Here is a 14,269-nt window from a genome sequence, read left to right as displayed (position 1 = left end):
GCCGGTGTTCGCGGCTAAAGCCGCTCCCACACCGACCGTGCAGGCTTCAGGATCTTTGAGCGAGGCTATGGCCTTAACAGGAATGGCGCCAATCCTCGGCCGGACGCGCGCCCGCGAAGCAGGCATCGTGGTGCATGACACCGGCTACGCCGGTCAGTTGTTCCTAGCCGGACCGCGTCGCATTCAAGGCCCGCGGGACATCATCAGCATCAACCATTCCCGGCTATATCCGCCACGCCAGCATCAAGGCAACTGTTGCGGGACGCACATACGAATTCCGCCTCGGCGCGTGTCGGGTAGTTGAGGGTCAGGCGCAGCTTCTCTTGTGTGTCATAAAGGTCATACCCCTCCCCTAACGTCGCGGAAAAGCCAAGACTGCGAGGGTAAATCTCTTTCTTGAGCGGCACAGCGGGAACCACAACAAAGCGCGTCTGCATGATCATCCCCCTCCCGGCAGTTTCTTAGTATTAGTACCGTTACAGGAAAGCATCAAGTTGGCTCATGAAAAAGCAACCGCAACATATCTAAGGCCGAGCAGTATCAGAAGACAAACGAATTCATTACTCTCACCGTGATGATTACGCAAAAACCCAACAGGCAAACGACCCCGATGCCATAAAACACGGTACGCCAGGGCTGCACCTCTGCCAGATAGGCCCATGTGTGCAGGACCCTGGCAAGGGTGAACACGATGCTCAGCCCGGCGTTGGGCCCCTCCGCTGTACCTAGGGCAATGGCCAGCCCGCAGAGGGCGAAGAATACCGGGATATTTTCCAGATCGTTGGCCCATACCCTGGCGCCGCGAGCTACCTCCGGCCGCTCCGCTACCTGCGCAGGTCGCTTGAAGACAGCGGCATCCTCCGGATTGGTGAAAGCCACGAAGCGCAAGCGGTAAAAACCCTGGTAACAGGAGACCATGAACATCTTGAAGAACAGCACGACCACACACAGCGCGTATACAGCCAAGGCGTTGCTCATGGCTGGCGCTCCCCGGCAACGCCCCTGACCACAAAGTGAATCAGCCGCCCCAGCAACGCCAGCGCACAGATACGCATGCCCATCGTCCTCTCCTGAGTATGGTTTTTCGGCACGGTAGTGGTAGGGTTGGCTGCGCTCAATGACCTGTGAGGTCATGGACGCTGTACTCAAGGACGGTCAGGGTCAACGCATGAGTCATCATCCATTCCATCGCAAAAGCCCCGCACCGAGCACATCGGCGGGCCAGCAACTGCGCCACCTGCGCCAGCAGGCCGGGCTCAGCCAGCTTGAACTTTCGCTGCTGGCCGGGCTATCACAGCGTCATCTGAGCTGCGTGGAGACAGGGCGCGCCAACGCCAGCCCCGGCACACTGCATGCCCTGCTTTCGGCCCTTGGCGCCCCACTGGAGCACTGCAACGAAGTGTTCGTCGCGGCCGGGTACGCCCCCCGCTACGCAGCCTCGCCGCTCGATGCCCCCGAACTGGCCTTGGTGCATGCCGCCATCGAGCACATCCTGCAGGCAAACAACCCGGCGCCTGCAATCGTCATCGACAGCAACTGGAACGTCATCGCCGCAAATGCCAGCACCGGCTTGCTGTTGGCGATGGCGGGCATTGCCGCACAGGCGGCGTCAGGCCTCAACCTGTTGGAAACACTGCTTCAACCCGGCGGCCTGGGTGACCATTTGGCCAATGCAGCGGAGATCCGCGCCGTTGCCTGGCAACGTGCGTCCAGGGAAGCCGCCGGCAACCCGGCGCTGGCAAGGCGCCTGCGCGACCTGCCAGCCCCACGCAACCCCACCCAGGCGACGAGTGCCACGCCGGTGTTGCTGACCCGTGTGAACACCCCGGACGGCGAGCTGAGGTTTCTGTCCACCTTCACCACCTTCGGCATGCCACTGGACATCACCGTGGAATCGCTGCGCATCGAGCACCTGATTCCTGCCGACCCGCTGACGCGGCAAAGGATGCTGGCGGCGTTCGAACAGGGCCATTCGCCGAGTCGGCCTCATCGTTGATTTAGCGGGCACCTTTGGGGAGCAACTGTCTTGCTCAAAATTGAAAAGCACATGCGGTCACGCGAGCCTTGTTCCCTGTGCGAAAGCGCAGCCCAAAGGTCTGGTCGATCTTCTATGGGAGTTACCTGTCAGCAGACACTGGCTGCTTCAGCAGCAACACATAGGCCATCGCCGCCACCGCCGCGACCGCCGCACTGATCAGGAACGCCGAAGCAAACGACCCGGTCTGCTGAATGCTGAACCCCGTCACGATCGGTGCCACCGAACCCGCAAGGTAACCGCCGAAGTTCTGGATGGAGCCAAACGAGGCTACACGCCGGCTATCCACGACGGTGTTGGCAATCATCCAGGCGGTGGAACTGGCCATGTTCACGCTGAACAACGCGCAGCACAGCAGGGCCACGCTGAGCATGAAGCCGCTGCCGAACGATAGCGGCACGGTGAAAGCCGCCGCCGCGAACAGTGCACTCACCACTACCCGCTTGCGACTACCCAGCACGCTGGCGCCGTTCCTCACCAGGCGGTCGCACACACGGCCCGCGACAATGGTGCCAAGGGCGCCAAAAACGTAGGCCAGGGACACCACCCAGGCCGTCTTGTACAAGCTCAACCCGTGCTCACGTTCGAAGTAGCCCGGCAACCAGGTCAGGTGCAGCCACAGCATGTAGATCACCCCCATGAAGCCCAGTACAGCGCCCCAGGTGCTCTTGTGCCGGAACAGCTCGGCCCATGCCGCCAGTTGTGCCTTCATGCTCGGCCTGGCCGTTGCCACCGCCTGTTTTTGCGCCTGGGCCGCCAGCAGGCGCTCACGCTCCTCGGCAGGCAACTCGGCCAGGTAACGTTCCTTGCTTTTATAGAAGGCAAACCAGCACGCGGCGACCAGAATGCCGAACACCCCGGTGACGATGAACATGCCTCGCCAGCCCCAGGTGACCATCAGCAGCGTCAGCAGCGGCGGCGCAATGCACGGCCCGATGCAGGTCGATGACAGCACGATGCCGGTCGGCGTGCCGCGTTTCTCGGCCGCGAACCACTCCGCCAGCGCTTTGGCCGCCGACGGGAACATCGGTGCCTCGCCAATCCCCAGCACCACCCTCAGCCCGATGAACGCGGAAAAACTGTTGATCAGGCCGGTGGCTGTCTGCGCCACCGACCAGCCCAGAAGCGCCGCCCCCAGCGAGATCTTGCTGCCCAGCCGGTCGATGATCATGCCCAGCGGCAACTGGGAAAAGGCATAGGCCAGGGAAAACGCCGACAACAGAATGCCCATCTGCGACGGCGTGATCGCCATGTCTCGCTGGATCGAAGTGTTGGCGATCGACAGCGCGCTGCGGTCGACGTAGTTGATGATGCCGATCACCAGCAGCAGGCTGACGGTGATGACCTGGTACTTCCTGAGCGGGTTCGAGCTCGCGGTCGCTTCAGGCTCGCGGCCAAGCTCGGCTTGCGCATATTTGGTAGTCATGGGCGTTCACTTTTGTTGTTATTGGTTGAACAGCGGATCAGCGAATTACAGGGATGCCTCAAGCAGCCACTGGTAGTCTTCGGCAGATGCCTCACGTGGGTTGGTGCGGTGGCTGTGATCGGCCAGCGCGCCCTGGATGATGCGCGGGAACAGCTCTTCGCTGACGCCCAGCTCGCGCAGGCCGGTCGGCAGGCCCAGCGCGCGAGTCATCTGGCGGATGGCGTCTTCGATCCGGCCTTCGTCAGCCAGCCCCATCGCCAGGGCAATGCGCTGCATCTTGTGCTCGTTCAACACCGTCTCGGCCTTGCGGTTGAAGGTGATGACGGCGGGCAGGAAGATCGCGTTGAGGGTGCCGTGGTGCAGCCGTGGGTTGATACCGCCCAGCGCGTGGCTGAGGCTGTGCACGCAGCCCAGGCCCTTCTGGAATGCCAGGGCGCCTTGCAGCGAAGCACTCATCATGTTGATGCGGCCATCCAGGTTGCCGGGCTCGCGGGTGGCGGTTTCGATGAAGCGCCAGGCACGCCACAGGCCATCCAGGGCAATGCCATCGGCGGGCGGGTTGAATGCAGGTGCCATGAAGGTTTCCAGGCAATGGGCAATGGCATCCATGCCGGTGGCGGCGGTGAGTTGCGCCGGCAGGCCAAGGGTCAGCGCCGGGTCGCAGATGGCGGCCTTGGGCACCACATGGGGCGAGATGACACCCACCTTGCGCCCGTCGTCGAGAATCAGGATGGCACCCCGCCCCACCTCGCTGCCGGTGCCCGCCGTGGTCGGTACGGCGATCACCGGTGCGGTTGCCGGTGTGATGCGGGCCAGGCCGCCCTCGATCACCGCAAAGCTTTTCAATGGGCCGTCGTGCCTGGCACACACGGCCACACCTTTGGCCAGGTCGATCGCCGAGCCCCCACCAATGGCGATGATCCCGTCACAGCCACACTCCTGGAACATGGCCACCGCTTCACGCACGGCGTTCTCGTTCGGGTTGGGCGGCGTGCCGTCATAGATCGGCCATTGCGCGCTGCTGCCGCTGAACGTGCTCAAGGCCACATCGACGATACCGGCGGCACGCACGCCACGGTCGGTCACGATCAAAGGCCTGGTTATACCAATGCGCTCGCACTCGGCAGGCAGATGCACAATGGCGCCGACATCGAACTGGATCTGAGTGATGTAGTTGATCAGGGACATAGGGCCTCAGCAGCCTCCTGGGGTTATTTTTATAGGCGGTTCAGCCGCACTGGATGCGACACCGTGCAGCGCCAGTATAGGAATGCGCGCCTGACCATGGTATTGAGAACAATCCATATCGGTATAACCCGGACGCATACCAGATGACCCCATCACTCAACTCGATCATGTCCAGGCTCCACGCTCGCCACCTGCGCCTGCTCATCGAGCTGGACGAGCACCGCTCGCTGCTCGGTGCGGCAAGCAGTGTCGGGCTTACCCAGCCCGGGGCGAGCAAGGCCTTGCAGGAAATCGAAACCACCTTCGGCACGGTGCTGTTCAACCGCACCAATCGCGGGCTGGAGCCCACGGCTGCCGGGCACTGCGCTATCCGCTACGCACGCGTGGTGCAAACGGACATTTCAAACCTGCGGCATGACCTGGATGCCATCCTGCGCGGGGTCGGCGGCCGGCTGGCGGTGGGGGCAATCATGGGCGCCGTGCCATTGCTGATGAGGGCGGTGTCGCAGCTGGCCAGCATCCAGCCGCAGATGTCGTTCGAAATCATTGAAGACACCAGCCAGTCGCTGCTGGCACAGATCGAAAGCGGTCGCCTGGACGTCGCCTTGTGCCGCACCAGCGTGAGCAATACCCCTCAGCTGTTTTCCAGCCGGTTTGTCCAGGACGAGACGCTGGCGGTCATTGCCAATATCGACCACCCGCTCAAGCACGCGCAAAACCTGAACCTTGCAGACCTGGCCGAGAGCCGCTGGATCGTGTACCGGGCCAACATGCCGATGCGGGTACAGCTCGAGCGCGAATTCCACGATGCCGGGCTGCGCTTCCCGCTGCACCTGGTGGAGACCACCTCAATCCTGGCGACCTTGTCGCTGCTGCAGAACAGCCCCGACTTCGTGGCACTGGTGTCGATCGACGTGGCTCGGCAATGTGCGATGAACCAACAGGTCCGCATTCTGCCCCTGACCATGGGTTCGGTCAGCGACCCGTATGAGCTGGTCACCCGCAAGGGCAGCCAGGCGACACCGGCCATGGACAAGCTCGCCGAACTGCTGCTGTCGCATGGCGCACACCACAACGACAGCTGATCGTGTTGCCAGACAGAAGACCTAGAGCATCATGAGCCGCGGACTTGTTGCCGATGCCCGCTGGCGTTGATTTGGTGCGCAGAAGTGGTCAGCTCAAGATAGGTCACTCACTCCTTTGACACACATCAAGTCGCCGGGCCGGGTTCGCGAGACGATGGCTGCCAGCAAGGAACGAATCGACAACCGCCAGGCGCATCGTGCTCAAGGCATCGCCATCGATCACCGTGCGCGGCTTTGGATAAGGAACCCCACATGAGCCCGCTGAACCACGTACTGGTAGCCACCGACCTGTCCACCTCTGCCCGCAACGCGGCAGAGCGCGCTGCGCACTTGTGCAAGGCGCAACAAGCATCACTGGACCTGCTATACGTTGCCAACCCGGCCCCCTTCGAGCGCCTGAAGCAACTGGTGGCACCTGATGACGATCTGCTGAAGCGTGTACTGGATACCGCTGGTGAAAAAATTCGCGCACTGGCTGCAATGCTGTTCCAGCGCTACGACATCGCCGCTGGCGTGCAAGTCGCGCACGGCTCGGTGACCACGGAGATCACCCGCGTGGTGCAGGATAAACGCAACGACCTGCTGGTGTGTGGGGCAAAGGGCCAGAGCGTGGCGAGGCGCCTGCTGCTGGGCTCCACTGTGCAGAAAATGCTGAACCACATGCCCTGCCCTTTGCTGGTGGTCAAGCAGGCACCTCGCGATGCGTACCGCACCTTGCTGGTTGCAGTTGATTTTTCGTCTTCGTCACTGCGCGCCATCAAACTGGCAAAAGCCATTGCCCCACAGGCCGAGATCATTTTGCTGCATGTGTACGAGGCGCCGTTCGAAGGCAGCATGCGCTTCGCCAACATCGATCACGACACCCTGACGCACTATCGCAATGTCATCCGCAAAGATGCGGTGAAACAACTCGCAGTCTTGAGCGAAATCGCCGGAGTGGCCGATGCTCGGCAAATCGTGGTGCACGGTGACCCTGGCTGGCAGATTGCCGAGCAGGAACAAGCGCTGGAATGCGACCTGATCGTGGTCGGCAAGCAAGGGGAAAGTGCGCTTGAAGAGCTGCTGATTGGCAGCGTCACCAAGCATGTGCTGAACGAGTCCCAGTGCGATGTGCTGGTGTCGCCATAGGGTCGATTGATGGGGAGGACGCTTGTGTGTCCTCCACCGAAGCCCGCGCTATCCACCGCGGCGCCTGCTTCGCGGGTAAACCCGCTCCCACAGGGATCGCGCCAGCGTTCAGGTTGTGAGCAAGACCGTTGCGTCCCCAGGTCTTTTCTGGCCTCAAGCAGCACACAAACCTGTGGGAGCGGGTTCACCCGCGAACACGGGCGAAGCCCGTGCCATCCTCCGCAACACCTGCTTGCGGAACCTGTAGCATAACTCCCCGGCCAACAGCGGGTGCTCTGCGCAAGGCGTTTCATCGATTGCGCTGATGATTACTATCGAGCCCCCCGCCTGTTGGCCCGGCAAAACCACCCCCTATAATCGCCAGCACATTTCCCCCGCTCCTGCGCCTGCCTCAGGCGACATCCCTCTCTTGGAATCCAATACCATGCCAAGTGCCAGTCAGGCCCCTCGCGGCCGCCCCGAACATGATCAACAGAGTGTCAGCCAACAGTGGCTGGCCATTCTCTCCGTCGCCGTCGGTGCCTTCGCCCTGGTGACCAGCGAGTTTCTGCCGGTGGGCGTACTCAACGATGTCGCCAGCGACCTCGGCATCAGTGCAGGCCACGCCGGCCTGATGGTTACCCTGCCCGGCATCATGGCCGCCCTCGCCGCCCCATTGCTGTCGGTGGGCATTGGCGCCCTGGACCGTCGCTACCTGCTGATCGGCTTGACGCTGATCATGATCATCGCCAACGCGGTGGTGGCCTACGCCAGTGACTTCAGCCTGCTGCTGTTCGGCCGCGTACTGCTGGGCGTGAGTATCGGCGGTTTCTGGGCCACGGCCATTGCCCTCAGCGGCCGCCTGGCGCCCAAGGGCGTGGGCGTAGCCCAGGCTACCTCGATCATCATGGTCGGTGTAACCCTGGCCACCGTGCTGGGCGTGCCGGTAGGCACCTGGTTGAGTGGCCTGATGGGCTGGCGCATGACCTTCCTGGTAACCGCGCTACTGGGCGTACCGGTGCTGCTGGCGCAGATCCTGTTGCTACCGCGGCTCAACCCGGACAAGGCCATTCGCATCAGCGACCTGCCGGCCCTGTTCATCAACCCACAAGCGCGGGTTGGCCTGATCGCCGTGTTGCTGATCGGCCTGGCGCACTTTGCCGCGTACACCTATGTCGCCCCGTTCTTCAAACAAAGCTCCGGCTTCGATGGGCCGACCATTGGCTCGTTGCTGCTGCTCTATGGTGTGGCCGGGGTATTCGGCAACATCTTCGCCGGTTTCGCCGCCAACCGCAGCGTACGTCACACTCTGCTGCTGGTCGCACTGATGATCGGCACCAGCACCGCCCTGTTCCCCCACTTCGCCACCGGCATGACCGGTGCCGCAATGTTGATCGGGTTGTGGGGCTTCGCCTTCGGTGCGTTCCCGGCCTGCGCCAGTATCTGGATGTTCGTCGTCGCGCCCAAGGATGTCGAACGTGGCATGCCGCTGTTCGTCGCCATGTTCCAGGTGATCATTGCGCTGGGTTCGTTCTTCGGCGGGCGGATCGTCGACCAGTTGGGCAGCTCGGTACTGTTGAGTCTGGCCACGGCCCTGGTGGGCTGCGGTTTCGCTACGGTGCTGGTGCTGGGGCGCAACGTCAGCAACAGCCTGGCGGCACAATCTGCCTGAGCAGGGCGCAGGCTGATTTTTTACGCTCTTTTTACGGCTGAGCCGACAGCCAGAAGGAATACTGGGCGCGCGATGCTCAAGGATGGCATGCATTTCAACCCGCCAGTCCAGAGAAGCCTTTCGTGAGCCAGTCCACCGTCATCGCTAACCAATCCCTTCCCGGCAAGTCCAACCCCATCGGCATGCTCGTCGCCGCTGTCGGCGTGGTGTATGGCGACATCGGCACCAGCCCGCTGTACACCCTCAAGGAAGTGTTCGCCGGGCACTACGGCGTGCAGGCCAATACCGCCGGTGTACTGGGCGTGCTGTCCCTGGTGTTCTGGTCGTTGCTGTGGGTGGTGTCGCTGAAGTACGTACTGTTCATCCTGCGTGCCGACAACCAGGGCGAGGGTGGCATCATGGCCCTGACCGCCTTGGCGCATCGGGCGGCGGCGCCCTACCAGCGGCTGGGCAAGGTGCTGGTGCTGCTCGGCCTGTTCGGCGCCGCGCTGTTCTACGGCGACAGCATGATCACGCCGGCGATTTCCGTGCTATCGGCCGTCGAGGGGCTGCAACTGGCCTTCGACGGTATCGAACACTGGGTCGTGCCGCTGTCGGTGGTGGTGCTGGTGGCGCTGTTCCTGATCCAGAAGCACGGCACCGCGCGCATCGGCATCCTCTTCGGGCCGATCATGGTGCTGTGGTTCATCGTGCTGGGTGCACTGGGCCTGCACGGCATCGTCCAGCGCCCGGAAGTGCTGCAGGCGCTCAATCCGCTCTGGGCGGTGAAGTTCTTCCTGCTGCACCCGGGCATGGGGGTGGCGATTCTGGGCGCGGTGGTGCTGGCCCTGACCGGCGCCGAAGCACTCTACGCCGATATGGGGCACTTCGGCCGCAAACCCATTGCCCGGGCCTGGTTCATGCTGGTGCTGCCCGGCCTGGTGCTGAACTACTTCGGCCAGGGCGCCTTGATCCTCGGCGACCCGCAGGCAGTGCGCAACCCGTTTTATCTGCTGGCGCCCGAATGGGCCCTGCTGCCCATGGTCGGGCTGGCCACCCTGGCCACCATCATCGCGTCCCAGGCCGTGATCTCCGGTGCGTTCTCGCTGACGCACCAGGCCATCCAGCTGGGGTACATACCGCGCATGTTCATCCAGCACACCTCCAGTGAGGAGCAGGGGCAGATCTACATCGGCATGGTGAACTGGGCGCTGATGGTCGGCGTGGTGCTGCTGGTGGTCGGCTTCGAGTCGTCCGGGGCGCTTGCGGCAGCCTATGGTGTAGCCGTGACCGGGACCATGCTGATCACCACGCTGCTGGCCTCGGCAGTGGTGCTGTTGTTGTGGAAGGCACCACGCTGGCTGGCAGTGCCGATGCTGCTGGCGTTCCTGCTGGTCGACAGCCTGTATTTTGCCGCCAATGCGCCGAAGATCCTCCAGGGCGGTGCATTTCCGGTGATTGCGGGCCTGGCGCTGTTCGTCCTGATGACCACCTGGAAGCGCGGACGAAGGATCATCGTCGAGCGACTGGACGAGAGTTCGCTGCCGCTGGACCTGTTCATCAACAGCCTCAAGGCCCAGCCGCCTCACCGCGTGGGCGGTACTGCGGTGTTCCTGTCCGCCAGGCCCGAGGCGGTGCCTCACGCCTTGCTGCACAACCTGCTGCATAACCAGGTACTGCATGAGCAGGTGGTGCTGTTGACCGTCGTGTTCGAGGATGAGCCACGAGTCAGCGCTGGCAAGCGCTTTGAGATCGAGGCGTTTGGTGACGGTTTCTTCCGCGTGAACCTGCATTTCGGTTTCATGGAGGAACCCGACGTGCCGTTGGCGTTAAGCCGCTGCCAGCGTGCGGACCTGGAGTTCGGCCCCATGCGCACGACCTATTTTCTCAGCCGGGAGACGGTCATTGCAGGCAAGCAGATGGGCATGGCCCGCTGGCGGGAGCACCTGTTTGCCTTCCTGCTGAAGAATGCCAACAGCAACCTCAAATACTTCCAGCTGCCGCTGAACCGGGTGATCGAGCTTGGCACTCAGGTCGAGATCTGAGCAGTCGGGGCAGTACCCAGCGGAACTTGAAGGGTAACCTCATGTCCTATCCGCACCCAAGCTCCCCCTGCGCCTTCTGGAGGCGAACAAACATGAAAAAACCCCTGGTAGCCGTCTTTACTTGTGCCCTGGCGCTCGGCGCAACGGCATTGTTGCCTGCCAATGTCTCGCCGATCGGCTCCGCCTATGCCAAAGGTGGTGGCAACGGCGGTGGGCAGGGTGGCGGCAAGGGTGGCATCAACGGCAATGGCGCCGGTTATGAGAGTGACCATGCCGGCAAGGCCACGCGCAACCATGGCGAGAGCGGTAATCACTATGGCAGCTTGCGCAACGATGACAACGGCCGTGGTACTACCCAGTCTGGCATTGCCCACTCCAAGGAGCACAACAAGGCCGGGCGCTCCTCTTCGAAGCATGATCGATAACTGAAAGCACGCCACTCCTGCAGGCACTGCACAATCCTCAAGGGCGGCGCTGAACCTGTGGGAGCGGCTTCAGCTGCGAAGCATCCGACGCGATGCATGGCACCGGCTGCGCCGGTGNNGCTCCCACAGGGTCCCTGCTAACTCAATGAGTTATGTGCAGTTCTATGAGAACGGGCATGGCGCATTCCTTCGGCTGGGGAAGCCCTTGTAAAGACAACTGCTCCCCCAACAGCCTGATGCCCACCTGACCTCAAACCCTGAACCGCCCCACCAACGCCGTCATCTCCCCCACCAACCGCGACAACGCCTTGCTCGCCTCACTGGTCTGCTGCGCCCCCGCTGCCGAGGATGTCGACAGCTCGCGAATGTTCAGCAGGTTGCGGTCCACCTCTCGCGCCACCTGGGCCTGCTCTTCGGCTGCGCTGGCAATCACCAGGTTACGCTCGTTGATCTCGCCGATCGCACTGTAGATCCCCTCCAGCACCTGCCCCGAGGCCAGGGTCACGTCCAGCGTCGACTGGGCGCGGCTGGTACTGGTCTGCATCGAGGCCACGGCCGCTTCGGTGCCCGCCTGCACACGCCCGATCATCTGCTCGATTTCCTGGGTCGACTGTTGCGTGCGGTAGGCCAGCGTACGCACCTCATCCGCCACCACCGCAAAGCCGCGCCCGGCCTCGCCCGCGCGGGCTGCCTCGATGGCGGCATTGAGCGCCAGCAGGTTGGTTTGCTCGGACACCGAGCGAATCACCTCCAGCACCTTGCCGATATCCCGCACCTGCCCGACCAGTTGCTCCAGATGCGCGCTGCTGGCCTGGATCTCACGCGTCATGGCCTCGGTGCCGTCGATGTTGTCGCTGACTTGCCGGCGGCTTTGCGCTGCCAGCTGGTTGGATTCGCTGGTGGTCTGCGAGGTGGTGATGGCGTTGCGCGCAACCTCCTCCACGGCTGTGGTCATCTCGGTGACAGCGGTGGCGGCCTGCTCCAGTTCCTGGCCCTGCTGGCGCAGGTTGTTGGCGCTTTCCTCGGTGACCGCATTCAGCGCCGTGGCGGCTGCATCCAGTTGCCCGGCACAGCTGCTGATCTGCACCAGGGTGTCGCGCTGGCTCTGCTGCATGCGCTCAAGCTCATGGAACAGCTGGCCGATCTCGTTACTGCCCTGCCCCTGCACCGGCACGCTCAGGTCGCCGCCGGCAATGCGCTGGAAGTGCCGACCGGCTTCGCGCAGCGGGTGCAGCACGCGCTGGGCAATAAAGGCCCAGCACAGCGCCGCCAGTAACAGCGTCACGCCCAGCAGCGCCAGGCTCAGCAGCTGCGCGCGCGCCAGGCGCCGGTCGGATTCCAGCATGATCTGCTGGCCGCGCTCACTCAACGCGCCGACCAGTTGCTGGCGCAGCGCCTGCAACCGGCCCATGGCGTTGCCGGCGTCGGTGTTGACCTTGAAATACTGCTCAAGCGAACGTTGACGGGTTGCCTCACGCTGCCCGGCGACTGCCTTGGCGTACTCGCCATAGGTGGCCTGCAGCGCGGTTGCCAGTGCGTGCAGTACAGGCTCGCGGGCGTTTTCGACAAACTCGTCCACCAGCTTCTGGCTCTTGTCGTTCAGCTCGACCGACAGCGCCATGCGCTTGTTGGCACTTTCCTCATGGCCACCCAGTTGCTCGATGAAGCCCGAGGACACATTGGCGCTGGCGCGAATCGCCATCAGCAACGCATTGTTCAACCGGTCCGACTGGTGCGCGGTCTGGTCCAGTTCGGTGATCTGCTGGTCGCTACCCACCGCTGCACGCCAGGCACTGACGGTGGAAAACAGCAGGGTCAGACTGAACAGCGACAACACCCAGAACATTCCGGTGCGGATCTTCAGGTTGGCAAGCATGCGGGCAGTACTCCTTGTTGGCACCACTTCTGGTCGATGATTCGATGGTGGGTGTGCTGCTATCGGAGGTACTGACGCAGGCTTGAGGCGCCGGAATGCGGTTTTGGGCGGTAACCGAACAGATGTTGCCAGGGCAAAGGGCGGGGAACAGGCAACAAATTGCCCAAGCGGGAACTTCAACGCTCCACTTCGGTCGATAGCATCCCCTTGCCCTCCAGCCAGGGGCTTGCCCAAGCCCTGCCGAGTCTACCGCCGATGCCCAGCACACCTGTTCTGTCCGCCTTGCTCCTGTTGTTCAGCGCAATCACGGCACCAGGCGCACTGGCCGGCGAGCGCTCCGCGCCGGCACGCAGCAACCATGCCTCGACCGTGCTGATCGAAACCGCCTCGCAACAGTATGCCGACGGCCAACTGGACCAGGCGGCAGCCACCCTGGAGCGCGCGCTGCACATTCAGCCGAACAACCCGGCAACCCTGCACTACCTTGGCGTCCTGCGCCTTCAGCAAGGGTTGTACGAACAGGCCGAAACCCTGGCGCAGCGCTCCAACCTGCGTGTTGGCAACAATCACGCACTACGCAGCCGCAACCTGCAGCTGATAGAAGCCGCGCACAAGGCCCAGGGCGACGGCGTGCTGCCGACGGCTGCGTACTGAGGGCGGTCAGACGCTGCGCGTCAGGCCACCATCGACCTTGATGTTCTGCCCGGTGATATAGGCAGCTCCGTCGCTGGCCAGGAATGCAATGGTGGCGGCAATTTCCTCGCTGGTGCCATAGCGCCTGAGCGGTACGCTGTCGCGCCGCTGCTCTGTGGCCGGCAGGCTGTCGATCCAGCCAGGCAATACGTTGTTGATGCGCACGTTGTCCACGGCATAGGTGTCGGCGAAGATCTTGCTGAACGCCGCCAGGCCCGAGCGGAACACCGCCGATGTGGGGAACATTTCGTTGGGTTCGAATGCCCAGGCGGTAGAGATGTTGATGATCACTCCCCCCTTCTGCCGTTGCATGACTGGCGTCACCAGGCGTGCCGGGCGGATAACATTGAGCAGGTACGTATCCATGCCCTTGTGCCAGTCTTCGTCGCTGATCTCCAGGATCGGCGCGCGCGGGCCGTGGCCGGCGCTGTTGACCAGCACATCGACGCGCCCCCACTTCCCGACCACGGCATCCACCAGGCGCTGCAAGTCCTCGACCGACTGGTTGCTGCCGGTAACACCGATACCACCCAGCTCCTTGGCCAGTGCTTCGCCCTTGCCCGAGGACGACAGGATGCCGACCTTGAAGCCGTCGGCAGCCAGGCGACGTGCCGCTGCTGCGCCCATGCCGCTGCCACCGGCGGTGATGATTGCTACCTTTTGCACAGACATATTGCCTCCTTCGGCGATGGAACCCTGTGTTTGCAAGTGCATTCACACTAGCAGCCACACAGGTGC

At 63.0% G+C, this 14,269-nt stretch carries 13 protein-coding genes; 7 read left to right on the top strand and 6 right to left on the bottom strand.

What is annotated here, in order from left to right; genetic code table 11:
* Positions 1–209 precede the first annotated feature (209 nt).
* Both M2S36_RS19585 and M2S36_RS19580 read right to left on the bottom strand, forming a co-directional pair.
* The gene (locus M2S36_RS19585; RefSeq protein ID WP_207830381.1) at positions 210–443 is read right to left on the bottom strand and encodes a hypothetical protein; all 234 of its coding nucleotides are present in this window, start codon (positions 441–443) and stop codon (positions 210–212) included.
* Positions 444–540: 97 nt separating this feature from the next.
* Positions 541–978 (bottom strand): MAPEG family protein, encoded by a 438-nt coding sequence (locus M2S36_RS19580; protein WP_207830384.1) that lies wholly within the window; start codon positions 976–978, stop codon positions 541–543.
* 190 nt (positions 979–1,168) lie between these two features.
* On the opposite strand from M2S36_RS19580, the gene M2S36_RS19575 reads away from it, so the two are divergent.
* Positions 1,169–1,996, top strand: a complete 828-nt coding sequence (locus M2S36_RS19575; RefSeq protein WP_241106568.1) for a helix-turn-helix domain-containing protein — start codon at positions 1,169–1,171, stop codon at positions 1,994–1,996.
* A 121-nt stretch (positions 1,997–2,117) separates the two neighbouring features.
* Here the strand turns inward: M2S36_RS19575 and M2S36_RS19570 are convergent, their stop codons facing one another.
* Positions 2,118–3,461 (bottom strand): MFS transporter, encoded by a 1,344-nt coding sequence (locus tag M2S36_RS19570; protein ID WP_207830389.1) that lies wholly within the window; start codon positions 3,459–3,461, stop codon positions 2,118–2,120.
* A gap of 45 nt (positions 3,462–3,506) precedes the next feature.
* Positions 3,507–4,649: an iron-containing alcohol dehydrogenase gene (locus M2S36_RS19565; protein WP_207830391.1), complete on the bottom strand. Its 1,143-nt coding sequence runs from the start codon at positions 4,647–4,649 to the stop codon at positions 3,507–3,509.
* 143 nt (positions 4,650–4,792) lie between these two features.
* On the opposite strand from M2S36_RS19565, the gene M2S36_RS19560 reads away from it, so the two are divergent.
* The 5 genes from M2S36_RS19560 to M2S36_RS19540 all read left to right on the top strand — a co-directional run bounded on the left by M2S36_RS19560 (position 4,793) and on the right by M2S36_RS19540 (position 10,962).
* Entirely contained in the window at positions 4,793–5,734 is a 942-nt protein-coding gene (locus M2S36_RS19560) for a LysR family transcriptional regulator (RefSeq protein ID WP_207830392.1), read from the top strand.
* A 252-nt stretch (positions 5,735–5,986) separates the two neighbouring features.
* The gene (locus M2S36_RS19555) at positions 5,987–6,862 is read left to right on the top strand and encodes a universal stress protein (protein ID WP_233694907.1); all 876 of its coding nucleotides are present in this window, start codon (positions 5,987–5,989) and stop codon (positions 6,860–6,862) included.
* A gap of 424 nt (positions 6,863–7,286) precedes the next feature.
* Complete coding sequence (locus M2S36_RS19550; RefSeq protein ID WP_207830397.1) at positions 7,287–8,513, top strand: MFS transporter; 1,227 nt, start codon at positions 7,287–7,289, stop codon at positions 8,511–8,513.
* Between the two features lie 182 nt (positions 8,514–8,695).
* Complete coding sequence (locus M2S36_RS19545) at positions 8,696–10,537, top strand: potassium transporter Kup (RefSeq protein ID WP_333957687.1); 1,842 nt, start codon at positions 8,696–8,698, stop codon at positions 10,535–10,537.
* 92 nt (positions 10,538–10,629) lie between these two features.
* On the top strand, positions 10,630–10,962 hold the full coding sequence (locus tag M2S36_RS19540; protein ID WP_207830403.1) for a hypothetical protein: 333 nt from the start codon (positions 10,630–10,632) through the stop codon (positions 10,960–10,962).
* Positions 10,963–11,212: 250 nt separating this feature from the next.
* Here M2S36_RS19540 and M2S36_RS19535 read toward each other — a convergent pair whose 3' ends face one another.
* Positions 11,213–12,838 carry a methyl-accepting chemotaxis protein gene (locus M2S36_RS19535; RefSeq protein ID WP_233694906.1) on the bottom strand — a complete coding sequence of 542 codons (1,626 nt, stop codon included), beginning with the start codon at positions 12,836–12,838 and terminating at the stop codon, positions 11,213–11,215.
* Positions 12,839–13,093: 255 nt separating this feature from the next.
* On the opposite strand from M2S36_RS19535, the gene M2S36_RS19530 reads away from it, so the two are divergent.
* The gene (locus M2S36_RS19530; protein ID WP_063913598.1) at positions 13,094–13,492 is read left to right on the top strand and encodes a tetratricopeptide repeat protein; all 399 of its coding nucleotides are present in this window, start codon (positions 13,094–13,096) and stop codon (positions 13,490–13,492) included.
* Between the two features lie 6 nt (positions 13,493–13,498).
* Here the strand turns inward: M2S36_RS19530 and M2S36_RS19525 are convergent, their stop codons facing one another.
* Positions 13,499–14,203, bottom strand: coding sequence for an SDR family oxidoreductase (locus M2S36_RS19525; protein ID WP_207830411.1), 705 nt, complete (start codon positions 14,201–14,203; stop codon positions 13,499–13,501).
* Between the last annotated feature and the right edge of the window lie 66 nt (positions 14,204–14,269).

The sequence above is a fragment of the Pseudomonas sp. SF2 genome, assembly GCF_036858055.1.
Lineage (GTDB): Bacteria > Pseudomonadota > Gammaproteobacteria > Pseudomonadales > Pseudomonadaceae > Aquipseudomonas.
Note: the sequence above shows the minus strand (reverse complement) of the source record. Positions and strands in the feature narration are given on the sequence as shown.